Source organism: Streptomyces sp. NPDC003042 (genome assembly GCF_053591315.1).
Genome location: NZ_JBSFTP010000100.1, coordinates 1 through 23566 on the forward strand (window position 1 = coordinate 1; position 23566 = coordinate 23566).

The 23566-nt window shown below is 71.2% G+C and carries 20 protein-coding genes and 2 pseudogenes; 15 read left to right on the forward strand and 7 right to left on the reverse strand.

Annotated elements, in window-relative coordinates:
• Positions 1 to 483: 483 nt before the first annotated feature.
• Entirely contained in the window at positions 484 to 618 is a 135-nt protein-coding gene (locus ACWDYJ_RS32360; RefSeq protein WP_451569167.1) for a hypothetical protein, read from the forward strand.
• Positions 619 to 838: 220 nt separating this feature from the next.
• Here the strand turns inward: ACWDYJ_RS32360 and ACWDYJ_RS32365 are convergent, their stop codons facing one another.
• The gene (locus tag ACWDYJ_RS32365; RefSeq protein WP_451569168.1) at positions 839 to 1141 is read right to left on the reverse strand and encodes a hypothetical protein; all 303 of its coding nucleotides are present in this window, start codon (positions 1139 to 1141) and stop codon (positions 839 to 841) included.
• A gap of 476 nt (positions 1142 to 1617) precedes the next feature.
• Between ACWDYJ_RS32365 and bdeA the strand changes: the two genes are divergently transcribed.
• Positions 1618 to 2538, forward strand: a complete 921-nt coding sequence (gene bdeA, locus ACWDYJ_RS32370) for a bis(hydroxyethyl) terephthalate hydrolase (RefSeq protein ID WP_451569169.1) — start codon at positions 1618 to 1620, stop codon at positions 2536 to 2538.
• A gap of 200 nt (positions 2539 to 2738) precedes the next feature.
• Complete coding sequence (locus ACWDYJ_RS32375; protein WP_451569170.1) at positions 2739 to 5528, forward strand: AAA family ATPase; 2790 nt, start codon at positions 2739 to 2741, stop codon at positions 5526 to 5528.
• 474 nt (positions 5529 to 6002) lie between these two features.
• Here ACWDYJ_RS32375 and ACWDYJ_RS32380 read toward each other — a convergent pair whose 3' ends face one another.
• Together ACWDYJ_RS32380 and ACWDYJ_RS32385 are read right to left on the reverse strand one after the other, a co-directional pair.
• Positions 6003 to 7565, reverse strand: a complete 1563-nt coding sequence (locus ACWDYJ_RS32380; protein WP_451569171.1) for a DUF4139 domain-containing protein — start codon at positions 7563 to 7565, stop codon at positions 6003 to 6005.
• 8 nt (positions 7566 to 7573) lie between these two features.
• Entirely contained in the window at positions 7574 to 9697 is a 2124-nt protein-coding gene (locus tag ACWDYJ_RS32385; RefSeq protein ID WP_451569172.1) for a DUF4139 domain-containing protein, read from the reverse strand.
• Positions 9698 to 10093: 396 nt separating this feature from the next.
• Here ACWDYJ_RS32385 and ACWDYJ_RS32390 point away from each other — a divergent pair, with 396 nt between their 5' ends.
• From ACWDYJ_RS32390 to ACWDYJ_RS32420, 7 genes are all read left to right on the forward strand, one after another.
• On the forward strand, positions 10094 to 11590 hold the full coding sequence (locus tag ACWDYJ_RS32390; RefSeq protein ID WP_451569173.1) for an IMP dehydrogenase: 1497 nt from the start codon (positions 10094 to 10096) through the stop codon (positions 11588 to 11590).
• Between the two features lie 1385 nt (positions 11591 to 12975).
• Positions 12976 to 13224 carry a hypothetical protein gene (locus tag ACWDYJ_RS32395; protein WP_451569174.1) on the forward strand — a complete coding sequence of 83 codons (249 nt, stop codon included), beginning with the start codon at positions 12976 to 12978 and terminating at the stop codon, positions 13222 to 13224.
• Positions 13225 to 13227: 3 nt separating this feature from the next.
• Complete coding sequence (locus tag ACWDYJ_RS32400; protein ID WP_451569175.1) at positions 13228 to 13599, forward strand: toxin Doc; 372 nt, start codon at positions 13228 to 13230, stop codon at positions 13597 to 13599.
• A gap of 79 nt (positions 13600 to 13678) precedes the next feature.
• Positions 13679 to 14338: a 2'-5' RNA ligase family protein gene (locus tag ACWDYJ_RS32405; protein ID WP_451569176.1), complete on the forward strand. Its 660-nt coding sequence runs from the start codon at positions 13679 to 13681 to the stop codon at positions 14336 to 14338.
• A 318-nt stretch (positions 14339 to 14656) separates the two neighbouring features.
• The gene (locus ACWDYJ_RS32410; protein ID WP_451569177.1) at positions 14657 to 15235 is read left to right on the forward strand and encodes a dihydrofolate reductase family protein; all 579 of its coding nucleotides are present in this window, start codon (positions 14657 to 14659) and stop codon (positions 15233 to 15235) included.
• 862 nt (positions 15236 to 16097) lie between these two features.
• A complete protein-coding gene (locus ACWDYJ_RS32415; RefSeq protein ID WP_451569178.1) occupies positions 16098 to 16679 on the forward strand; it encodes a carbonic anhydrase in 582 nt (193 codons plus the stop codon).
• 8 nt (positions 16680 to 16687) lie between these two features.
• Positions 16688 to 18151 carry a SulP family inorganic anion transporter gene (locus ACWDYJ_RS32420; protein WP_451569179.1) on the forward strand — a complete coding sequence of 488 codons (1464 nt, stop codon included), beginning with the start codon at positions 16688 to 16690 and terminating at the stop codon, positions 18149 to 18151.
• 18 nt (positions 18152 to 18169) lie between these two features.
• Here ACWDYJ_RS32420 and ACWDYJ_RS32425 read toward each other — a convergent pair whose 3' ends face one another.
• Positions 18170 to 18838, reverse strand: coding sequence for a transposase (locus ACWDYJ_RS32425; protein WP_451569180.1), 669 nt, complete (start codon positions 18836 to 18838; stop codon positions 18170 to 18172).
• A 139-nt stretch (positions 18839 to 18977) separates the two neighbouring features.
• Here ACWDYJ_RS32425 and ACWDYJ_RS32430 point away from each other — a divergent pair, with 139 nt between their 5' ends.
• Positions 18978 to 19190, forward strand: coding sequence for a hypothetical protein (locus ACWDYJ_RS32430; protein ID WP_451569181.1), 213 nt, complete (start codon positions 18978 to 18980; stop codon positions 19188 to 19190).
• A 343-nt stretch (positions 19191 to 19533) separates the two neighbouring features.
• Here the strand turns inward: ACWDYJ_RS32430 and ACWDYJ_RS32435 are convergent, their stop codons facing one another.
• The 3 genes from ACWDYJ_RS32435 to ACWDYJ_RS32445 form a co-directional block, all read right to left on the reverse strand.
• Entirely contained in the window at positions 19534 to 20343 is an 810-nt protein-coding gene (locus ACWDYJ_RS32435) for an ABC transporter permease (RefSeq protein ID WP_451569182.1), read from the reverse strand.
• Positions 20340 to 21335: an ATP-binding cassette domain-containing protein gene (locus ACWDYJ_RS32440; RefSeq protein ID WP_451569183.1), complete on the reverse strand. Its 996-nt coding sequence runs from the start codon at positions 21333 to 21335 to the stop codon at positions 20340 to 20342. Before ACWDYJ_RS32440 ends, ACWDYJ_RS32435 begins: the two co-directional genes overlap by 4 nt.
• A gap of 181 nt (positions 21336 to 21516) precedes the next feature.
• On the reverse strand, positions 21517 to 21678 hold the full coding sequence (locus ACWDYJ_RS32445) for a hypothetical protein (protein WP_451569184.1): 162 nt from the start codon (positions 21676 to 21678) through the stop codon (positions 21517 to 21519).
• Positions 21679 to 21730: 52 nt separating this feature from the next.
• Here ACWDYJ_RS32445 and ACWDYJ_RS32450 point away from each other — a divergent pair.
• The 4 genes and pseudogenes from ACWDYJ_RS32450 to ACWDYJ_RS32465 all read left to right on the forward strand — a co-directional run.
• Positions 21731 to 21979: pseudogene (locus tag ACWDYJ_RS32450) on the forward strand (polymorphic toxin-type HINT domain-containing protein); the annotation flags it as partial.
• Positions 21951 to 22220 (forward strand): RNase A-like domain-containing protein, encoded by a 270-nt coding sequence (locus ACWDYJ_RS32455; RefSeq protein WP_451569186.1) that lies wholly within the window; start codon positions 21951 to 21953, stop codon positions 22218 to 22220. The pseudogene ACWDYJ_RS32450 and the gene ACWDYJ_RS32455, both read left to right, overlap by 29 nt.
• A 400-nt stretch (positions 22221 to 22620) precedes the next feature.
• Complete coding sequence (locus tag ACWDYJ_RS32460) at positions 22621 to 23010, forward strand: hypothetical protein (RefSeq protein ID WP_451569185.1); 390 nt, start codon at positions 22621 to 22623, stop codon at positions 23008 to 23010.
• Between the two features lie 185 nt (positions 23011 to 23195).
• Positions 23196 to 23566: pseudogene (locus ACWDYJ_RS32465) on the forward strand (hypothetical protein); the annotation flags it as partial.

The following is a 23566-nucleotide window of genomic DNA, read 5'->3' on the forward strand; positions in this document are numbered from 1 at the left end:
GAACACCCCACTCCTCCCCCACACTACGCTTCCCCGATCTGCCCGCTAGCTCCCCCGACACGGCAGACGCCGGAGAGGCCCACAGCCTCTCCGGCGTCCGCATGCTTGCCGGGCGGCGACTTCTGCACCGCCCTTCGCCGTCGCCTTGCCGACAGGCGGTCCGCCGGCTCGGCGCCGCCGGGGCCGTGGTGCGTGATGCCGGTCGGGCTGAGGAGTCCACGGGCGGTGTCAAAGGCGACGGAAGCCGGGCGGGTGGCGGCGAGCTCTGCCCGGTCGAAGGAGGCGTGCGCGCGGCCGAGGGCTCGCAGGGCCCTGATGCTGTCGCCGTTGCTGGAGGCCGGCAGGGCGGTGCAGGCGCGGCAGAGGAAGGCGTAGAAGGGGTCGGTGCGGTGGGCGGTGGGCGGCGAAGGCTTCGGCGGCGGAGAGGCTGTCGGCATAGCGGCCGCGCTGGTCGGCGAGCGTGGCGGCGTAGCGCCAGGCCTAATGTCGGACCTGGCCGTCAACGGAGAGTCCGGCGAGGGTGACGGCCTGCTCCAGGTAGCGCTCGGCGTCCGGCAGGCGGGGGAGTCGATGGCGGCGAACACCGCGGTGGCGGTGAAGGCTGCGGCGAGCGTGTAGAGCCGGGAGCGGACACGTTGGCTGGCGGAACCGTGCTGCTGGAGGCTGCGGGTGCGGGTGGCGAGATCAACGGCGCCGCTTCTCCGACACGGGGCGCCACCGTCCTGGTCGTCGAGCAGCCAGGAGGCGGACCGGGGTCACGTCAGGGTGGCCTACGACGTGCCGCCGGCCAAGGCATCGAGCACCTCGGTGAACAGGTCATACGGCTGTCCGTCCGGCGTCAGGGTGCCGCACGGATGCTCGCGCGCGGTGGCGGCGCACCGCCAGAGGAGCGTTCGGGAGCGGTGTAGCCGAAGGTGCCGCCCAGGCAGCCGGCGAGGGCATCCGGGTTGGCGCCGAGGTAGCCGCCCGGTCCGTTGACCGCCTCGCCGACCGCCAGGTAGATCCCTGGGACGTCCGTGACGTGTCGGCCGTCGAGTCCGGCCCAGGCGCCGGGTGTCTGTGGCGGTCCGGCGAGCCAATGCTCCCAGAGCGGCCGGGCTTGCTCCGGACCGGGCGTGGAGAGTTTGCATTCCAGTTCCAAGTCCGATCACGTCCGTGCCGTGCGCGGACTGGCGCCAGGCACTGACGGTGGCCCACAGCGGCAGTTCGGCAAAATGCTCGCCCCGTCGCCCCGTCGCCCCGTCGCCCCGTATGGCCCGGGAGGCTTACCCGAGGTCCAGCGGCCGCCGGGCCGGCCGGGCCGCGCAGGCAGGCGCGTACCGGCGGTGGCCGATGCGCGAGAGGATCCGCGCTCCGGAGCGGCGCTCGGCCGGGGCCACGGCACGCGCGCGCCGCCGAGCCCGGCCAAGGCGATCGCCCCGCCTCGGCCGGCGGTCCGCGCTCAGAGAACCGGTGAACTTGCCGATGTGTGCGCACCGGGTCCGCCACCACCGTGTGCCTACCGCCGACTCACCCGGCGGTAGCCACCCGGTGCGCCCGACAGCCGAGGACCGCCGAGGCCGGCGGTCCTCGATCCCCTCTCCGGCGTGGCTTCCCCCACAGCCGAGAGGACCCCCCGTGCGACACCTCCCCCTCTTTCCGCGCCGCCGGCCCGCCGCGACGGGCCGCTCGCGTACGGTCCGGTCGGGCCTGGCCACGGCCCTCCTGGCCACCGCCCTGTTCACCGCGCTGATGCCGAGCGCCCACGCCGCCGACAACCCGTACGAACGCGGTCCCGCCCCCACCGTCGCGAGCATCGAGGCCTCCCGCGGCTCCTACTCCGTCGGCCAGACCTCGGTCTCCTCGCTGAGCGTCTCGGGCTTCGGCGGCGGCACCATCTACTACCCGACCTCCACCGCGGGCGGCACCTTCGGGGCCGTCGCCATCTCGCCCGGTTTCACCGCCGGCCAGTCCAGCATCGCCTGGCTCGGTCCGCGCCTCGCCTCGCAGGGCTTCGTCGTCTTCACCATCGACACCAACTCCCGGTACGACCAGCCCGCGAGCCGGGGTGAGCAGCTCCTCGCGGCGCTCGACTACCTGACCGGGAGCAGTGCCGTCCGCGGCCGGATCGACAGCACGCGGCTCGGGGTCATGGGGCACTCGATGGGCGGCGGCGGCGCCCTGGAGGCCGCCAAGACTCGCCCGTCGCTGCAGGCGGCGATCCCGTTGACCGGATGGAACACCGACAAGACGTGGTCCGAGGTACGGACGCCCACGCTGGTGGTGGGCGCCGACGGCGACACCGTCGCCCCCGTCTCCTCGCACTCGGAGCCCTTCTACACCTCGCTGCCCAGCACCCTCGACAAGGCGTACCTGGAGCTCAACGGCGCCACGCACACCACACCGAACACCTCGAACACGACCATCGCCAAGTACAGCCTGTCCTGGCTGAAGCGGTTCATCGACAACGACATCCGCTACGAGCAGTTCCTCTGCCCGCTGCCGCGCCCGAGCCTGACCATCGAGGAGTACCGCGGCACCTGCCCGCACACCTCCTGACACCTGACGGTCGGTTTGCCGGTGGCGGCCGCGCGGACGCACGCGATGCCACCGGCAACTGCCGTACAGGGGGCGGCCTGTGTCCCCGCACAGCCGGGGGAGCCCCTCGTTGGGAGCCGGTCCAGTACGTCCGCGGCCGCTGTGGTCCGGGTGGACGCGAGGCTTCCGGCCCCGGTTACGCGGAAGTAACGTACACGGCCGTGACCTCATCGACGACCGTGCGGGGGCCGCTCCCGCTGTACGGCCGGAGCAGTGAACTCGCTGCACTGGACAACCTGTTGAGCCACCTGAGACACGGGCGCGGCAGCACGCTCGTGCTCACTGCCCCGCCCGGCCTCGGCCGTACCGCCCTCGTGCGGCACGCCATGGACGGCTACCGCGACGGGCCCGTCATGTACGCCTCCGCCGCGCCCGCCGAACAGCCGCTGCCCTACAGCGGTCTGCACGCCCTGCTCTGCTCGACCCCCGGCCCGCTGCCCCCGGAGGCCGCCGACGCCCTGCGCGCCGACCTGGCGCCCACCGCGCTCCTCGGCCTGCTCTGCGCCCTGGGAGCCCACCGTCCGCTGCTGGTCTGCGTCGACGACGCCCATCTCTGGGACCGCGACTCCCGGGCGGCGCTCGGCTTCGCCGCCCGTCGGCTCGAACCGGGCCGCAGGGTCGCCGTACTGCTCACCGAAGGCCAACACCGAGGCCAGGACGACCACTTGGCCGGCCTTGCCCGTCTTCGGCTCGGCCCGCTCGACGACCACTGCGCCACCACCCTCATCGACCGGCTGACGGGCGGCCGGATCGATCCCGCCGTACGGGAGGAGCTACGGCGCGAGGCTGCCGGGAATCCGCTGATCCTCACCGCGGCGGCCGGCCGGCTCACCCCGGACCAGTTGGCCGGGCACGCCCCCCTCTCTCGCCCGCTGCCGGGGACCGAGCGCGTACTGGAGGCGTACGCCGCCCTCCTCGACTCGCTCCCCAGGGACACCCGCCTGCTGCTGCTGTTCGCGGCAGCCGCGCAGGAGCACGAACCCCACGACGCGGGCGCCGACTCAGCGCTGCTGACGCGCGCCGGGCAGGCGGCCGGGCTCGATCCCGGCCGGCTGCAACCGGCCGAGCGGGCGGGCGCGGTGCACGACGACGGCGTACGGATCCGCTTCACCCATCCGCTGCTGCGCACCGCGCTCCTGCGCCGCACCCCGGTCGCCCGCCGCCGCGCCGTACACCTTCTGCTGGCCCAACTGCTCGACGGCCCCCACCGCGCTCTGCCGCGCCTCGTCCAGCGGGCCTGTGCGGCGGACCGCCACGATCCGGCGCTCGCGCAGGCGCTGGTACGGGCCGCCGTCGCCCCCCGGCCGCACGCGGAGCGGGCCGTGGCGCTGGCCCGCTCCGCGTTGCTCTCCCCCGACGAGGAACTGCGCGGCGCCCGGCTGGCCGCCGCGGCGGAGCACGCCTGGCTCGGCGGGGACCCGGCGCGGGCCCGCGACCTCCTGGCCCAGGTGCGGCTGGGACCGGCGCCCGGCCGCGCCCACTACGTACGCGGGCTGCTCGCCCTGCGCGACGGGCCGGTGGCCGACGCCCGGGAGGCGTTGCTCACCGCCTCGGCGATGCTCGCCCCGTACGACGCCGAACGGAGCGTGCAGGCCCTGCTCGGCGCGACGGAGGCCGCCTGGGCCATGGGGGACGTGCCCGCCTGCCTCGACGCGCTCCGCCGGATCCCGGCTCCGCAGCCCGACCCGGCCCTGGAGCGGTACCGGGCGGGCCTGTGCGCGGTGTTCGGCGAGGGGCTGCGGCAGGAGGGCCGGGACCTGTTGCGCGGCCGGCCCGGCTCCGAGACCACCGCCGATCCGGCCACGCTGCTGCGTACGGCGGGAGCCGCGCTCGTCCTCGGCGAGATCGACGCGGCCTGCCGGGCCGGAGCCAGGGCGCTGGCCGCCGTCCGGGTCCACGGACCGGAGTCGCTGTTGCCGCAGGCGCTGGAGCACCTCGCGTACGCGGAACTGAGGGCGGGCCGGCACGCGCGGGCCCGCGCCCACGCCGAGGAGGGACTGCCCGCCGCCCACCGGCTCGGCCAGCGGAACAAGGCGGCCGATCTGCACGCCGTGCTGGCCCTCGCCGCCTCCGTGGAGGGGGGTGCTGCCGCGTGTGCCGAGCACACGCGGGCAGCGGCGTCGGTCGCCGGTCCGCACGGCCTCGCCCAGGCCGCCACCCTCGCCACCTGGGCGGTCGCCCGCGCGGACCTGGGCGAGGGAAGATCCTCCGAGGCCGCCGCACGGCTGTTGCCGCTGGTCGGTCCCGGACCCCTGCGCGGTCACTTCGCGGCCCGGATGCTGCTGGTGCCCTGCTTCGTGGAGGCCGCGGTGCTCGCGGGCCGCGGGGGCGGGCCCGCGGCGGCGGCAGCGGCAGTGGCGGTCGAGGAGTTCGCGGTGTGGACCGCCACGACCGCCGACCCGCAGGCTCCCGCCCAGCTGGCCCGCTGCCGGGCGTTGCTGGCTCCCGCCCAGGAGGCGGCCGCCCGGTACCAGGAAGCGCTCGCCCATCACGCGAGCGGGGGCGGCGACTTCGAGGGCGCCCGTACCCGGTTGCTGTACGGACAGTGGCTGCGCAGGCAGCGCAGGACCCGGGAGGCGCGCGGGCCCTTGCGCGACGCGCTGGTCGCCTTCGAACGCTGCGGCGCCCGGGTCTGGGCCGAGCGGGCCTCGGGGGAACTGCGGGCCGCCGGTGAGGCGGTGCGGGTGGACGGCGACACCGGCCCGCTGGTCCTGCTGACTCCGCAGCAGCAGCGCATCGCCCGGTGCGTGGCGCAAGGTGCGACGAACCGGGAGGTGGCGAGCCGGCTCTCGCTCAGCCCGCGTACCGTCGACCACCATCTGCGGAACGTCTTCGCCCTCCTGGGCGTTCGTTCACGGGTCGACCTGGCCCGCTTGCTGGACCGCGCGTCCACGGGCCCGACCGGATCGGAGTTCACACCTCGCCTCCGGGCGGGCCCGGCGCCGCGGTGAGCGTCGCGCGGAGCAGCCGGCCGAACGCGTCCGGCCGCTTCGCGTAGCCGACGTGGCCACCGGGGTACATGTGGAGGTGGCGGGCGGCCGTGTGTCTTGTTCCGGTGGCGCCGTGGCTGGATTCATGCGATATATTTGATCTCGTGCTCGCGGCCGTGATCGGCGGTTGTGGGACTGGCGTTGGTGGTCCAAGGAAAGACACCCCACTTCCCGTGGGGGGATGCAGGTGCAAGGCCTGCCCAGCGCTCGATCAAGGCCCCGGCCTCCTCATGGAGACCGGGGCCTCTTTTCTGTGTCCCTGGGTGTGTCGCGTTTGCGTGCATCAGAGGGGTTGCGCAGCGGGAGGGCCGCGTCGCCCGCCACGAGCCGCTCTTCACCGACCGGCGAGCGGCAAAGCAACACGACGCGTGAAGCGACTCCGCCCCGCACCCACAGCGCGGACCCGGCAACGCCGTGCCCAGCGGACCGTCGGGCTCAGAGCCCGGTGACTTTGGCGCTCGCCGACAACTCGTAGACCAGGGTGACCGTGCGTTGGCCGCTGGGTGGGAGGGTGACGTCCCAGCGGGCGATGCCCTCGGCCTCGACCACGTCGGGCGCAGGGGAGCAGGATTCCTTGCGCAGACGTATCTCCACCGCCGAGACCTCGGAGACCGGGAGCCGCTCACGAAGGACGACCACCCGGTTGCCCTGCTCTCCGGGGGCACTAAATCGGGACAGGTGCAGTCGGACCGTGCGGGTGACGACGGTCCGCTGGGTGATTCCGGCGGAGTCGCGCGCCTCCTCGGCATGCCGGACGACCCGGTGGTCGTCGCAGCTGCCGAAGGCGAGCTCGAGCGGGGCGCCGGGCGCGGTGAAGTCCAGCGTGCCGCGGCCGCTGAATCCGCTGTCCCGGACCAGGTCCACAGGCCCGGCGAGCAGTGCGTGGCCGGCCAGGTTGTCGAACCGCACCACCCGGTTGACCAGGGGAGACAGCTCCGGTGAACAGGCGTACTCACTGCGCGCGGCCGTGGTGAAGGCGGACAGCGGCACGCGGTGCGCGCGGCCGTCACCCGGCACGGAGACCCGCGCCGGGGACCGCAACACCCGCGCCTCGCCGCCGTCGTCCACCCCCGGCAGGCCGAGCACCGGGGCCGGGCCGAGAGTCCCGATCTCCTCCTCCCGCAGCTCGACGTCGACCGTGCGGCGCTGCGCGGCGGAGCGGTCCGTGAGCGTCAGCCGGTCCTCGCCCAGCCACGGTGGATCAGTGGCGAGTCCCGAGCGGGCCGTCGACAACGTCAGCCGCACGTCCGACCAGTCCTCGCCGGTACGCTGCCAGACCATCGCGTCGGTCTCCAGTGTCAGAGAGTCCCCGTCGAGCACGGCCCGATACGCGGGCCGCCACAGCGCACACGGGGTGAGGTGGCTCAGGCGCAGCCCGACCGGCCCGGCGCCCCCGGTTTCCACGGTCAGCTCGATATGGCCGACCAGCTCGGCGGGCTGCCCCTCGCAGACCTCCATGGCTCGCACGGCCTCCCCGAGCTCATCGGAGAGGGCGGCCAGCCGGGCCTCCACACTGCGGAGTTGTTCGCCACACGAGTCGCGCTCGTCGTCCACCCGGTCCAGTTCGCGGTCCCAGCGGGGCCCGTCGCTCTCCCCGGAGCCGGCACCCTCGCCAATCTCCCGCAGCAGATCGGCGGCGAGGCGGCCGAGCAGGTCGAGGCGGGCGTGCAGCCGGTCGCGTCGCCGGCCCAGGGCGAGCCGTTCCCCTTCGAGGGCGTGCACCCGCCTGCGCAGGACGGGGTCGTCGTCAGTGGACGGCAGCGGCCCGTGCGGCGTCCAGCTGCGGACGATCCGTACGTCGAGCACGGTCGCCGGGTGATCGGCGGTCAGCTCGGCATGCAGGGACCGGTCGACGGCCAGCGCACTGACCGGGCCGAGACGCAGCCGCTGGACCCCCGCCTCCAGGTCGAGCACGACGGCACGCTCGACGTGGGCGCGATCCTCCAGACAGGTGACGGCGGTCACGGGGAGGGCGATCGGATTCGAGGCCGTGGTCATGGTGTCTGTCAGCTCCTGCGGTTGCCGCCGACGAGGGCCTTGCCGGCCGGGATGCGGATCTCGTAGCCGCCGTCGAGCACGGCGGTGCCGCCGACGGGCAGATCCACCCGCCAGACGCGGGTGCCCGGGGCATGGAGATCGGGCCCCACGCCGACCTCGGGTGCCGTCCAGTCCGCTCGTTCCTCGATCCGGACATCCGGTTCGGAGGTGACGGGTACCCGCTCGTGGACCTCGACGGTGACGGGCCTCGCGAGGCGGTTGGCCAACTCCACGTGGACCCGGTGGTCGAGCACGGTGGTGTTGTTGCGCAGCCCCGACGTGGACTCGTACAGGTTCGTACGGCGGGTGACCCGGATGCCCTCGGCCGGTCCGAGCCCGACGCGGCGGACACCGCCGGGGGCGAGCGTGGGCAGTGCGGCGGTCAACAGGAAGTCGTCGTCGACGGTGACCTCCACCGGGCCAGCCAGCAGAGCCTGGTCGGTGGCGTTGGAGAGCATCAACGTCGCGTACACGCTCTGCTCCACGGACGGCATGCAGAGGTACTCGGTGTGTAGACCGACCGGAATCTCACCGACGGTGACGTTGTGCCACGTGCCGTCCGACGGGATGTCGGCACGGGCGGCGGCATCGAAGCGGTGATCGAAGGAACCCGCCGACTCGCGGGGCCGCACGGCGTGCCCGGGCAGCGGCAGCGCGGCCACCGATTCGGCGCGGCGGCGGTACCCGTCCGCCACCGGGTCGAAGGGGGAGGCGGGGAACAGCCGTCCCCTGCGACCGCCCGGCTCGTCGGGACCGCACAGGACGAGGGCGGCGTAGTCGAGCTCGGCGCCGCTCGGCTGCGGCGGGCCGGTCGCCGGTCTCGGCAGCGGTGGCGCCATCGCCGCAGCTCCGCCAGGAGCCGCGGGTGCCATGGGGGCGGGGGCCGCGAAGGACCTGCCGCCGGAACTCAACCTATGGTCCGTACGCGCCCGGACCGGCTGCGCGGGGGCGGGTACCGCGCCGCCGAAGAACTCCGGGGAGGCGCCGCCCGCGCTGCCTGGCACCGGGAGCGCAGCGGGAGGCCCGCCGTAGGCCTGCGGTGCCGGCGGCGGTGGCGGCGGTGGCGGCGGTGGCGGTGGCGGAACGGGCCCGGACACGGCAGCGACGGGCACGGCAGCTACGGGCATGACAGCTACGGGCACGGCGGTCGTGGCAGGGCGAGGGCCTGCCGCGTCGTACCCGGCGAACAGGTCGGCGAGCCCCGCCGGGGGCTCGCGCCAGCCAGAAGGCGCGGGGGCAGGCTGACGACGTCCGATCCGGATCGAGCGGAGCTTCGGTAGGTCGGTGCCGCGTCGCAAGTCGGCCGTGGCCAGTGCGATCGACACGCCGGTCCAGTCCTCGCCGGTGCGCTGGGCGACCGAGGCACGCAGCACCAGACGGCCGCTGCGGTCGCCCTGACGGTGGGTGAGACGGTAGGCCGGCACCCAGACGGCGCCCGGCACCCCGTACTCCAGTTCCACCTCCACCTCCGCCTCGGCGTCACCGGCGCCCGCGGTGTCGACGATCAGAACAGCAGAGACGGTGGTCTCCACGAGCGCTGACGGTGCGTCGGTGGACGCCCGGGCGAGCCTGTCCGCGGCGATGTCCAGCTCGTGTTCGGCACGGCGCAGCGCCTCCTCCAGCTCGACGAGGCGGGTCTGCAGTACCGTCAGCCGCTTGTCCACGAAGTCGGCGAGCTCCAGCCACGCGTCGACCGGGGTACGGCGGTACGGGTCCTCACGCGTGCGAGCCGGCGGGACCGGGCGCAGAGCCCTGATCTCCTCGATCAGGCTCAGCTGGCGGTCCCGGCGTCCCTGAGCTGCCGCGTACCCGTCGCGCAGCCGAGCGACCTCGCGCCGCAACTGGGCGGGCGTGGAAGTGCCGAACGGCTCGGCCTCGACCTCCACCCGGGCCTCGCTCACACGCACCCCGGGGGCGCCCAGAACGCGGGCCCGCAGCGAGCCCGGGTCCAGCGAGCGGGGCAGTCCCGTCACCCTCACCCTTCCGTCCGGCGGCAGGCTGCCCCGGGCCAGACGGCGGCAGACCGCGCCCTGCTCGTACACCACCACAGAATCGAGGGTCGACCCCCACCTCTGCGCTGCGTCGGTTGTCATGTGCTCCGCCCCCCGTCCGTGCTGTGCGAAGCCTATGCCCGGACGGCTCGTGCACCGGCGTCGAGTCCGGATGCCAGTGGCCTCGTCCCGCGACGCACAGCGAACGAGCCGTCTGCCGTCTGCCCGTACCTCGTGGCCCGGGCAGAGGACTTGAAGCAACCACCAGGGATGGCGGCTGCCGCTGGCGGCCACGATTAGTGCAGCGGCTGAGTTGATCGATAAGGTGCCATGTCACGACCGCACCCCCGTTCGATCAACGGGCCGGTCAGGGCTCTGCCGCAGTTGGTGGCACTCCACGACTGTTTTGCTGATCTCTGCCTGTCCGGGCCCTGGGATACGGGGGGGCGATCCTCACGGCGGGGCAGTCGGGCCCCGGCCGACGGTCAGGAGGAACGAGTGGCACAGATCATCGCCGAGGTCTCACGGACGTTCAACGAGTTTCTGCTCTTGCCGAACCGGACTCGGACCGACTGCTCGGCTGCGACGGTTGACTTGCGCACGCCCCTGGTGCGGCACATGGCGGGCGAGGCGTCGGCGATCGAGCTGCAGTCCCCGTTCACGTCCGCGATCATGCAGGCCGTCAGCACACCCGATCTCGCGATCGCGCTCGCGCGAAACGGTGGTTTCAGCTTCCTGCACCACAATCAGCCGATCCAGGACCAGGCTGCAGCGGTCCGCCAGGTGAAGAACTTCAAGGCCGGGTTCGTCACCAGTGATACCACCGTCCGCCCCGACGACAGCCTGAGCCTCCTGGTCGATGTCATGCGCCGCACCGGTCACAGCACCGCTGCGGTTACCCACGACGGGACCGCCACCGGCCGCCTGCTCGGCCTGGTGACCTCCCGGGACTTTCATCCCCAGCGTCATGATCTGGACGGACCGGTCAGTGGCCGGATGACCGCTGTCGCCGACCTGGCCCATGCCGGGCCCGACATCACGCTCTCCGAAGCCAACGCGCGGTTGTGGGACGAACGGCTGGACTGCCTCCCGGTGCTGGATGCCGAGGGTCACTTGCAGCATCTGGTGTTCCGTTCCGACTACGCGGACAACAAGCGCTTCCCGAACCAGGTCGTGGACGCTGCGAAGCGTCTGCGCGTGGGCGCGGGTATCAACACCCACGACTATCAGGAGCGCGTCCCGGCCCTGCTGGAGGCAGGCGTGGACGCGTTGTGCTTCGACTCGTCCGACGGCTACAGCGACTGGCAGGCGCAGGCTCTGTCCTGGGTGAAGAAGCACTGTCCGCAGATCCCGGTCGGCGGCGGCAACGTGGTCGACGGTGAGGCGTTCACCTTTCTCGCCGAGGCGGGAGCGGACTTCGTCAAGGTCGGGGTGGGTGGCGGCTCCATCTGCATCACTCGGGACCAGAAGGGCATCGGCCGCGGCCAGGCCAGCGCTGTGCTGGACGTCGCATCGGCTCGGGACGCCTTCCGTGAACGAACCGGCGAGTACGTGCCGATCTGCTCCGATGGTGGGCTGGTGCACGACTACCACGTGGCCCTGGCGCTGGCGATGGGGGCCGACTTCGTCATGATGGGGCGTTACTTCGCACGCTTCGACCAGGCGGCCGGCGCGAAACTGCCCACCCGTGACGGCTTCGTGAAGGAGTACTGGGGTGAGGGCTCGAACCGGGCCCGCAACTGGCAGCGCTACGGCCAAGGAGGCGAGGGGCTGGTCTTCGAGGAAGGCGTGGACGGCTACGTCCCCTACGCGGGCGACCTCAACGAAGGGCTCGCCCTGACCATTGCCAAGCTCAAGACCACGATGGTCTCCTGCGGCTCCACTACCCTGCCGGAGTTCCAGTCCACGGCCCGGCTGACCCTCGTTTCAGCCCAGAGCTTCCAGGAGAGCCACGCCAACGTCACCCTGCGGGACATCCCGGCGACGGTCTCCTGAAAAACTACTGCGGGTGCTGACGGCTCCAGCTCACCGGGCCCTCCCGCCGCGACTTCGAGAAGGCCGAGGCAGCCCTCGTCCAGCGGATCCAGAACAACGGCGAGGAGGCCTGCCGGCTGGCCGCCGACATATGGACCACCTACGAGAAGCAGTGGGACGACGAACGCGAGCCGATCGCCCACGACTCCACCTGGCGCGCCACCGCCTGGCTCCCCAGCGGACTCCTGCGCCGCATCGGACCCCTGCACACAGTCGCCGTTCCCCAGGTCGTCACCGGCCACGAGGCCCGGCTGGGGGAGTGGTGGATCCTGGAGTTGGGCCACGACTCCGGGACCGGCCTGCGCCCGGCCGAACTGGGTGCGGGCCCTGACCGATCCCGACCACGGCCTGTCGCTGGAACTGCGCGGCCACCACCGCGACCTGACACCCGGAGAGAGTCTCGGCCCGGTCCTGAAGTCCCCGGACCGCACCGCCACTCTCCAGCGGCGCTACGACCGCACCTTGGCCACAGAAGCGCCCGGGCACCTGGGGATGCGCGGCGGCGCCCGCTGCGGCGGCACCGACCCGGTCGGGGCGGAGGGCGCGCCCCTGGTTCGTCGACCACCGGTCGCGTCGGCCGCGGGGTCAGCGGCGAGGGCGCCGCCAACCGGAGACCGTCAGACCTCGGCCCTGGAATGCCCAGCGGTGCAGGGGTCAGCGTGCTGAGGCCGGTGGCGTCACCAGGGCGAGCGCTTCCTGCCGCACCAATCTGGGCGCAGCGGCGTGCCCAGTCCGCCTCGCCCACCACACCCGGGTCGGCGCCCACCCTGACCGCGGGCCACGACCGCACTCGCCTCTCCTTCCCCGAGACCACCCGCTTGACCAACCCCCCCATCTCCTGCGATGAACCAAACGGTTGACCTCCATCAGAGTTGAGGTTTTAGGCTCACGTCTCCGAGGGCCGGGCAGGAGGCAGCACATGACCGCACGAAAGCTGACCGACCAGCAGCTCGCCGCTCGCGAGCGCCTCGGCCTCCCTGGAGGCGGACTCGGAAGCGGGGCCTGCGCCCGGGGGACCACATGCCGGCCGAGTTCGAGGGGCTGGAGAGTCCGGTGCCGCGCCCGGTGAGGATCGAGCTGTTCGGGTGCCATGCAGAGGGGAAGATCAGGATTACGCCGCTGAGGCTGGTGGATGGAGATCCCGAGGAGGCCGAGGTGGCCTGGCACGTGCGGCGTCGCTGGGTGGAGGAGCCCCTTGCGCCGGGCAGCGGTCTGGCCGGCTGGGCCGCCCGAGGAGGGATCCGTGGGGCGCCTCCCGCCGAACCGGCCGCCGTCGGCCCCGGCGCTGACAGTCGGTTCTCTCGTTCCGCTGTCGTTGCTTTACGTGCTGCTGTACGGTCGTGGGTATGTCGAAGACGGTGACGATCCGGGTCGAGGAGCAGCTGCACGCGCTGCTGAAGGAACGGGCGGAGGCTGAGGGCACCACGGTGACCGCGCTGATTACGCAGGCCGCGCAGGACGCGGTCCGTGACCCGCGACTGGAAGAGGCCGGCGAAGTGTTCCGGGCCTTCCTCGCCGACCAAGCGGACGCCTTCGACAAGGCTTTCCCCGACGACGCACCGGCCCGCCGGGATGCGTCGGGCCGGGCAGCCTGAGCCGTGGAGCTGTACGTCGACATCCGCTGGCTCCTGGAGCGCCAGGCAGAGGTCCTGCCCAAGCAGCCCTCCATCCACGACTTCTCCGCCCTGGTCGCCGCAGTCGGCCGCCACCGGGTCAACACACCCCAGATCGGTGCCACCGTCGACAACGCCTGGCGCGCCGCCGCCCTCATGCACGCCGTCATCCGCCTGCGCCCCCTTCCGGCACGCAACGCCCTGTTCGGCGCAGGACTCGTAGTGGCGTACATGCACGCCGCCGGCGAGGGCATCGACGCCCCTTACGGGCTGCTGGTCGACCTGGCCCGCGACATCGACTCCGGCCGTACGGACGCCTACGACGCGGCGGACCGGATCCGGTCCTGGCGCATCTGAACAAGGAGTATGTGAGGGGCTGGCGGGAGACGTGCGCCGCCGCCCGTGTCCGGCCGGCGGCCAAGGGCATCATGGTGATGTGAACGTGCCCCCGACCGCCGGTGGCGGAGCCGGTGTCCCAGGTTTCCTCGAGGTCGCTCCCACGCCGCGGACCGCCGTCGTGTGGCTCCCTCCGGCCGGACTGTGGCCCGCCATCCAGAGCATCCGTGCCGAGCACGACCCCCAGATCCGCCGCTGGCCACCGCATGTGAACCTCATCTTCGGCTTCGTCCCGGAAGCCGACTTCGCGGCGGCGGCCCCGCTGCTGGCCGCCGCAGCCACCCAAAGCGAGCCCTTCGCCATCCGCCTCAGCGGAGTGCACGCCTTCAGGCACCGCGCGTACGCCACCGTGTGGCTGGACCCCGCCGCGTCCGGCCTGGCCCCCTGGACGGCACTCCAGGAAGCCCTGGCGGAGCCGTTCCCCCTATGTCGCAGCCGGTTCCCCCGCTTCACACCGCACCTGTCACTCGGGCGTACCCATGACCCGCGGCGCCTGGCTGCCGAGTGCGCCGCCCGCCTGGGCAGCATGTCGGCGAGGGTCCACGAGATCGTGCTGCTCTCCCGTCGCGGCGAGGAGCCCATGCATCCCCGGGTCACGATCAGCCTGGGCACGGGCGAACTTGACTGGCACCACGACTCCAACACACCCGAGACGTGGCCGCGGCGGTCCGGGAACGACTCCGCCTCCTCGTCGACCTAGCGCTGGCGGCTCTCGACGTCACGGCCGTCGTCTATGTTCGGGTGACCCGCGTCGGCCGCTCTGACTCAAAGGTCGAAATGCCGCCACCAGAAGTGCTCAATAGGTACGCACGGAGACTCATGCCGGGCGGGCCGACAAAGGGATGCCTCGCCGGTACACCCGCCGCTGACCACGCTGCTCTCCGCCACCGTCTTGGCCGTGGTCAGGGACTGGGGCCGCACGGGGCGGCCGGAAGCCAGGAGTCCAACGGCGATGAGTTTCGACGTGGTTTGCAGTCTGTATCCACACACCCGATCAACCGCACTCAAGGAGAGCATCATGACCGCTACCTACACCTTCGACGTCTTTTCCAGCCTCGACGGCTTCGGCGCCGCCAGCGGCAACTGGACCGGCTACTGGGGCAAGCAAGGCCCCGAGCTCCTCGACCACCGCCTCGCCCTGTACGGCGAGGAGCAGCGGATGGTCTTCGGGGCCAACACGTATCGGGCGTTCGCGCGGATGCTGGCGTCGAGCACCGAGGAGTCCGAGGTGCGTGATCCGTGGGTCACACGGATGAGGCACCTGCCGGCAACGGTGGTGTCGAGCACACTGGAAGGATCCCTCGACTGGCCGGATGCGAATCTCGTGAGCGGCGATGCCGTCGATGTCGTCGCCCGGCTCAAGGAGGAGTCCGAGGTGCCGTTGCGCTCGCACGGCAGCCTGTCGATGAACCGGGCGCTGATGGCCGCCGGTCTGGTCGACCGCGTCCAGGTGACGCTCTTCCCTGTGATCACCGGTCAGACCGGGTTGGACCCGATTTTCCAGGGTGCGGCCGACTTCGACCTCGAGCTGATCGAGAGCCGGACGCTCGACAGCCACATCCAAGAGCTCACCTACCGGCCCACCCTGCATGGCTGAGTCCGTCCATGTACCCCACCCCGTAAAACAGCCGAATCCGACCGGAAGTTCCCGCTGACCGACATGCCGACCGGTGTCACGGCCACCCTGGTCACGCCTTGATCTCGTTCATGGCCCCCTCCATCGACTCGTGGTCGGGGGCATGGCCCGGCTGGTAGATCGAGTGAGCGAAGTTGCGATGGCCGGGTATCCCGAACCGTCGAGCCGAACCGCCGCTCGCTTATCACCTGGGACGACCGGCTTGTCCCGTTGGCCGGCGTTCTGGGGTGCGGCGGCATGGGGCGACTTTAGCCCGGCCGCCTGACGGGCCGCCTGGCGATATGCGACAGCGCGGGCCACGGCGTCGACGGGCGCGGCGGGTCACTGATGGGCAGGTTCGCGCCAACAAACCTCGCACTTTCGGGCTCTCTTCAGTCGGACACGTCGTGTTAACCGCGCAAACAACTTCGTCGGGTTAACGTGTTTCTTGACCAATCGTTGACTGGTACTTGGTGCGCACAAGAGGTGCCGATTGTCCTGGAGGGATGGATGTTGCGAGGTGCGACAGCCGGGACTGCGCTCGCGATCCTCGCCGCCGTCCTGCTCGCCGCCTGTTCCCGGTGCACGCGGTGGCGTTCGCACACGCGCACGGGGCCCGTCGTGCCGCGGCCGAAGCCCAGTCCGGAATTGAGTCATCCGAGTAGGCGCGGTGCGCCATCACCGGTCACGGCGACCGCTGCCCCGGCGGGCCGGCAGGCCCCCGCGCACACCCGCCACGTACCGGCGGCGCTCCAGGTCTTCCGCTGCTGACAGCGAAACAGCGCCTCCCTCTGTCCTGCCCGTCCGACGCGCTGTCATGGCGCGCCAGGAGGAATGACCACGCATGCAGCCCCTCATCGACAACGCCCGCACATTCGGACAGCGCCCTGAGGAGTTCGCCAAACTCGCCGAAGGCCAGTCCCCACAGGTCCTGTTCATCACCTGCTCCGACTCCCGGGTCGTACCGGCCCTGATCACCGGCGCCGCCCCCGGTCAGCTCTTCGAGCTGCGCACCGCGGGCAACATCGTCCCGCCGTACGCCTCAGAGCGGCCCACCTCCGAGGCCGCCACCATCGAGTACGCCGTGGAAGTGCTCGGTGTCCAGGACATCGTCGTCTGCGGCCACTCGCACTGCGGTGCCGTCGGTGCGCTGGTGCGCGGCGACGACCTCGACCCCGTCCCCGCCGTACGGGACTGGCTCGCGTACGCCGCGAGCCGGCCGGTGTCGGCCGACCCGGACGACCCGGCGGTCGCCGCGTCCGTGCAGCACCACCTCCTCGCCCAACTACTGCGCCTGCGCTCGTACCCCTGTGTGGAGAAGGGGCTGGCCGAGGGGCGTCTGCGGGTGCGCGGCTGGTACTACGAGGTGCACACCGGGGCCGTACTCGAACACCACGCGGACACCGATACGTTCCAGGCTCTGTGAGCGGCCCTATGAACGCAGTGTTCAAGTCTCCTTATCTGAGGCAGGACTTCGCCGCCTCCCTCGTCGTCTTCCTCGTCGCGCTGCCGCTGTGCGTCGGCGTGGCCGTCGCCTCCGGCGTCCCGGCGGAACTCGGTCTGGTCACCGGCATCGTGGGCGGCATCGTCACGGGTCTGATGCGCGGCAGCAGCCTGCAGGTGTCCGGGCCGGCCGCCGGTATGACCGTGCTCGTCTTCGAGGCCGTCCGCCAGTTCGGGCTGCCCGCGCTCGGCGTGATCGTGCTGGCCGCCGGGCTGCTCCAACTCCTCATGGGCGCGCTCAAGCTGGGCCGCTGGTTCCGGGCCATCTCGGTCTCCGTGGTCGAGGGCATGCTGGCCGGCATCGGGCTCGTGATCATCGCGGGCCAGTTGTACGCGGCGGCGGGCCTGAAGGCACCGGCGTCCGGCATCGACAAGATCGTGGGACTGCCGGGCGCGCTCGTCCGCGCGGTCGGCAGCACCGAGGCCCTGGCCTCGCTCGGGGTGGGCGCGGCCACCATCGCGGTGATGGTGCTGTGGAAGCGGATGCCGAAACGGGCCCGGGCGGTGCCGGGCGGGCTCGCGGCGGTACTGCTGACCACGCTGGCCTCGCTGGCGTTCGGGTTGCCGGTCGCCACGGTGGAGGTGCAGGGGCTGCTCGGCGCGATCCAGCCGCCGGGGGCCGATGCCTTCGGTCAGCTGGCCCAACCGGCCATCTTCGGCACCATCCTCGCCTTCGCGTTGATCGCCTCCGCCGAAAGCCTGTTCAGCGCGGCGGCCGTGGACCGGCTGCACGACGGGCCGCGCACCGAGTACGACAAGGAACTCTTGGCGCAGGGCGCCGGCAACACCGTGTGCGGGCTGCTCGGCGCGCTGCCGATGACCGCCGTGATCGTGCGCAGCTCGGCCAACGTGCAGGCGGGCGCGAAGACCAAGGCCTCCCGCGTGCTGCACGGCGTGTGGCTGCTGTTGTTCGCGGCGCTCCTGCCGTCCGTCCTGGAGCTGATCCCGCTGCCCGCCCTCGCCGGCATCCTCGTGTACGCGGGTTGGAAGCTGATCCCGTTCCGGCAGGTCGTGCGGCTGTGGACGGCGTACCGCGGTGAGGCGCTGATCCTGGTGGTCACGGCCGTGGCGATCGTCGCGGTCAACATGTTCGAAGGCGTGCTGATCGGTCTGGCGCTGTCGGTCGCCAAGACCGCCTGGCAGGCCTCGCACGTCAAGCTGGAGGTCATCGACAAGGGCGCCGGCCCCGTCCAGGCGTACCTGTGGGGCAACGCGACCTTCCTGCGGCTGCCGAAGATCCTCGACAGTCTGGAGGCGCTGCCTCAGAACCGCCCCGTGGAGCTGGACCTCTCCGGGCTGCACCACGTCGACCACGCCTGCCGCACGGCGCTGGAGAACTGGGCCGAGCGGCACAGCGCGGCCGACACGGAACCGGTGAGAGTCACGGCGCCGTAGGCGCACGCCTCGCGCCGATCAGGGGTTCCCGGGCAGGGTGAGGGGCAGGCGGCGGAGCGGCTGACGGAGGCCCTGGGGGTCCCGCTGCCGCTGCGTCGGCCGAGGGTGACCGCCTCGGCGGTCGCCCATCTCGTCCGGGCCGGGTTTCTCGTCTACCGCGACGGGGAAATTGGCCCGGTCCCGGCAGATGACTTCCGCTCCGGGATGGGCCTCAAGCCAAGCCGCGAACGTCTCTGAGCTGCGGTCGGGCAGAACATCGAAGGGCTTTCCCTTCTCCACCTCCACCAGCACCGTGCCGTATCTCTGTCCACGACAGAAGGCGAAATCGTCTACCCCCAGGACCCGCGGAGCCCGGGCCGGGCTCCCGATCCTCTCGGGAGCCCGGCCTTCACGCTTGCCGGAACACCGGGACCGGCCATGCGGAGCCGTTCTCATCAACTGAGTGCAGTTCACGTAACTGCCACGTCTGCGCTGCTGGTGGGCCGGGACGCCGAGAAGCCTGACCGCGAGTGGCTGCCAGCTCTCGTATGGCTCCGAAGGCAGCAGCGGGTCGCCGCGTCCCGGGCCTACGGACGGGACGGACTGCGGTTGCGTCGCGGAGTACTCCCCTGACGACGGCTGTCTCCGGCTCTGATGGACACGACGTGGCACGTCCAGCCTGAGCTGGTTGGGGGGCCTACGCGGCATGGGCCTCTCGGAGAGGCATGCCCCCGTCCTGCCATGCCCGTGATCTTCACGGTCAAGACATGCCCGCGGAACGCTCGCCACCCCCACTCCACGCCGGGGCAACGCCTTCGTGATCGTCGAGCGAGTCGACGATCAGGCGGTGGGCGATCGGTGTGTGCAGGTGTGGCTGAGGGATGACAACACCTACCAGCTGGAGTTCCGTGAGGGCACGGCGGCAGAGCACTACCAGACCCGGACGATCTCCCAGGAAAGGGTGATCGTCGCCCTGAGCGGCTGGGCCAGGGGGCGCCCGGATGGGAAGGACGCCTTCATGTGGAACAGCAGCGGTGCCTCGTTGGGAAACGCCGACTGACCCTGCCGCCGCCTGGGGTCGACTGCCGCCGCGACCGTCGAGAAGGCCGTCGGCTGGCTCTCCCGCTTCCGCCCCGGGCAAGCCCCCTGACAGCCGGGTAAGCCTCCCGCCGACTGTGTGGACACGCCAAGGTGATCCTGGGTAAGCCCCCGCTGTCTGGTGCTGGCCTATTACTCAAGGATGGGAGCGGGCAGCGGGGGGCTCTGCGGATGCCCGTGGCGCGCGTGAAGCGGTCCGCCGGCATGGGTGTGGCCGGCCCGTTCGAGGCGAAGGCGCGACTGGGGCCGGCGAGGTCGCGGCTGCCCGGCTGCCCGGACGCCGTCCACGGCCCGTCGAGCAGCGGCTACACCCTGGAACGGTAGGCACGCATCGCCAGGGGTATGAAGACCAGTGCGATGCCCGCCGCCCAGACCAGCGACCACATGATCGGCCGGCCTGCGGCGGTGCCGAGGAGGAGTCCGCGGAAGGCGTCCGACAGGTGTGTGACGGGGTTGATGTCCACCCATGCCTGGAGCCAGCCGGGCATGGTGTCCACCCGGACGAAGGCGCTGCTGGTAAAGGTGATCGGGAAGATCAGTGTGAAGGCGAAGACCTGTACCTTCTCGGCGTCGCCGGCCAGCATCCCGATCAGCACCGCCGTCCACGAGACAGCGGCGGCGAAGGTCAGCAGCACCAGGATCGCCCCGACGAAGCGGGCGGGGCCGCCGGTGATCTCGAAGCCCAGCAGGGTGCCCAGCGCGATCATCAGGAGCATGGCCCAGAGCTGTTTCGCCAGGTCGGCCGTGATGCGCCCGAAGAGCGGTGCCGAGCGGGCGATCGGCAGACTGCGGAGGCGGTCGAAGACGCCCTTGGTGAGGTCGGTGTTCAATGCCATGGCGGTGTACGTGCTCATGAAGAGCGTGTTCTGGACGATGATGCCGGCGAGCGCGTACTGAAGGTAGTCCTGGGGAGAGCCCGCCATCTGTCCGCCGAAGACGTAGGTGAACAGGAACACGAACATGATCGGCGTAATGCTGTAGTCGACGAGTTCCAGCGGGTTGTGTTTGACGGAGACCAGGCTCCGCCACGCCATGGTGGCGGTTTGGCGCAGGGCCGCCAGAGGCCCCACCCTGCCGCCGCGGCCCAGAGTGTCGGTGATCGACGCGGTGGTCATGGCAGCATCCCCGCCTTCGAGTACTGGTCGTCGTCGCCCGCGCTTGCCGCGGGCTTGCTCGGCTCCGCCCGGTGGCCGGTCAGGACCATGAACACCTCGTCGAGGGACGAGCGCCGCAGCGTCAGCTCGGCCACCGCGATGCCCACCTGGTCCAGTCGGCGCACCACACTCGGCATGATCGCCGGGTCGTTGACGGGCGCGGTGACCTCATCGCCCTCGATCTTGGCCTGCGGCCCGGCTTCCTCGGTGAGCAGGGCGTGCGCCGCGCCGAGATCGGCGGCATGGGCAGGACGTAGTTCCAGCACTTGCCCGCCGACCTGTGACTTCAGCTTGTCGGGCGTGCCATCGGCGATCACCCTGCCCTTGTCGATCACCACGATGTTGTCGGCGAGCCGATCGGCCTCGTCCAGATACTGCGTGGTCAGCAAGGCTGTGACGCCCTCCGAGACCAGACCGCGCAGCATCTCCCACACCTCGCCGCGGCTGTGCGGATCGAGTCCGGTTGTCGGCTCGTCCAGGAAGAGGATCTGCGGCCGCCCGACCAGACTCGCCGCGAGGTCGAGGCGTCGTCGCATGCCGCCCGAGTAGGTCTTGGCGGCCCGTCCGGCCGCGTCACTCAGCTGGAAGCGGTCGAGCAGTTCGGCCGACCGGGCCCGGGCCTGCCCGCGGGGCATTCCGAGCAGCCGCCCGATCATCAGCAGGTTCTCCGTGCCGGTCAGATTCTCATCCACAGCGGCGTACTGCCCTGTCAGCCCGATCATCGAACGGACCAGCCCCGCCTCGCGCACGACGTCGTAGCCGCCGACTTCCGCACGCCCGGCGTCCGGCAGCAGGAGAGTGGCGAAGATACGGACCGCGGTCGTCTTGCCCGCACCATTGGGACCGAGCATGCCCAGCACGGTGCCGGCCGGCACCTGAAGATCCACACCAACCAGTGCGCGGGTCTGCTTGAACCGTTTGGCCAGGCCTTCGGCCTGGATCGCGTACCTCATTGGATCACCTCGTTCACGAGGGGGAAGTGCCGTCATTCCTCTCTACTGTGACGCACGCCACTGACAGCCCGCCTGGCGATGGCCGGGACGAAGGGACGGCCACCGGGGATCCGTTGCTGCGCCGCGGCGGATCCGTCGGTGACGTACCGCACGGCGCGTGGCACTCGTACCGGGCCGTCGGTCAGCCGGCGGCGTTGTCGGTGCGCAGGCTCACCTGCTCCTCCAGCCGCTGGAAGCTGGATTCGAGGCGCCGGGGCGTTCGCTCGCAGGCCGCGGCCCTGTCCGGGCTGGTGCGCGGGATGGAACTGGTGCCCTGACGCCGGGGGTGCGGCGGTTCGCTCACGGCAACCTCCCACCACCCGTTCTGGGCCGAGAACCGTCTCCAGTGGACCGACGCGGCAGAGCTCAACGTCGGCGACACCCTGCGCACCCCGACCGGCAACACAGCCCGGATCGCCACGATCTCCCACCGGAAGAAGTTCCAGCCCGCCTACGACCTGACGGTCAACGACCTCCATACCTACTACGTACTGGCCCAGAAGACCCGACGTACTGGTTCACAACCGCACGGACCTGGCACGTGCCGAGAGCCGGTTCAGCGATGTCGCACACACCCTGCGCGAACATGTCAACGTGAGCAATGACGACATGGCGAAGCTGGCAAAGGAGAAGACGCAAAGATCGGGCAGGCCGACGAACAACTCCCGCTGGTTGAGCGCGGAGCTTGCCCAGGCCGCGGTGGATCAGCTCGCCGCAAAGCACGCGCCACAAATTGAAAAGTGGGTCAGGGAAGCGAACAAGACCGGACCTAGGAAGCTCACGCTCGAGGGCACGTACGGAACAAGAGCCCTCGGCGACTACGTCGACCACCTGGGCAACTACTAAATACCATCCGAATGCGACAAACCGATTCAAGGTGACCTTCGTGGCCGACAAAAGGGCCAAGCCCGGCGGCTTCTACGTCGAAACCTCCTATCCCTTTTAAGGAGCAGCACCACATGCACGGCCGCGCGGCTCAGCAGGAGTGGGTGTACTTCAACTTCGGCGTGACAGCGCTCGGCGCGTCCTTCCACGGTGACTGGTGCCTGACCGCCGATGACGCGCTCGACCATGTCGTTCCTATCTCGGAACGGAAGGCGACCCCACCGGCCTCATCCTGCTCATCGAGGACATCCTGCGGCTGCGGGACTCCAGCCTCACCGGGGACGAGCTCAACCTGCTCTGGTGTGCCGCGGAATCGCCGGGCGGCGGCTCCCCGGAGATCCGGGGAGCCGAACGCGCCTGGGTGGAGCAGCTGCTGGACGCGGTCACCGCGCTCGCCCGGGCACGCGGTGCGTCGGAGGGGACCCGCACGGTCCACCCCCGGTGCGTGCCCGACGGGACGACCGCGGCAGCGGCCGAGCACCGCCGCCTGACGACGGACGTGTTGGAGCTGATCGGCCTGCTCGACGAGGGGCGGGCCGATCTCCGCATGCCGCTCGCCCTCACCCGGGAGGCGCTCAGGGCCTGCGCCGTGAGCGTGTGCTCGGAGTTGGCGTTCCGCTTCCTGCTGAACGCCCTCAACCAGGGCTGGGCGCAGTTGACACCCGAGTCCTACGGTCGACTCGAGCGACTGGGCACGGCCTTCGGGTACGGCCCGTACGTGGTCGACAGGCTCCAGTACCTCATGGAGTGAAAGCGATGGCTGCTGTGGCTCCGGCCACAGCAGCCATCGTCACCACCTGCTTGTGTGAGGTCATCAACGCAAACTGACGCCTGTAAACTTTGGTTGCTGTGGCTGATCCGAAGTCATACTGTGTACCTTTCATTGACGTACGTCATCGGCTACGAGTCGGCATGGAGCGGGGCGGGGGAACAGGCATGAGTGAGGGGTTTGCCGCGGATCCCGCCGGGACCGCTCGGCGCATCACTTCCCTGCTTGAGCGTGCTGGGCTCGAACGCGAGGACGTGCTCCGCGTGGAGGGCGAGGGTGGTCTCTCGTACGCCTCGGGGCTGCCCGTGGAGGATGTGCGGGCGCTGCTGTGCGGTGAGCGGTTGCCGCAGGGTTCCGGCGGTGGGGCGGATCCGGTGGAGGAGCGTCACCGCCGGGTGGTTTCCCGGATCGTCTTCCTGCGCCGTACGCGGCTGCGGACCTATTCCGATGGTCAGCGGCGTGCGTACTCGCTGGCGGATATCGCGGTAGGTGCGGGGACGAGCGCGCAGTGGCTCGATAAAATGATCAAGACGGGGAA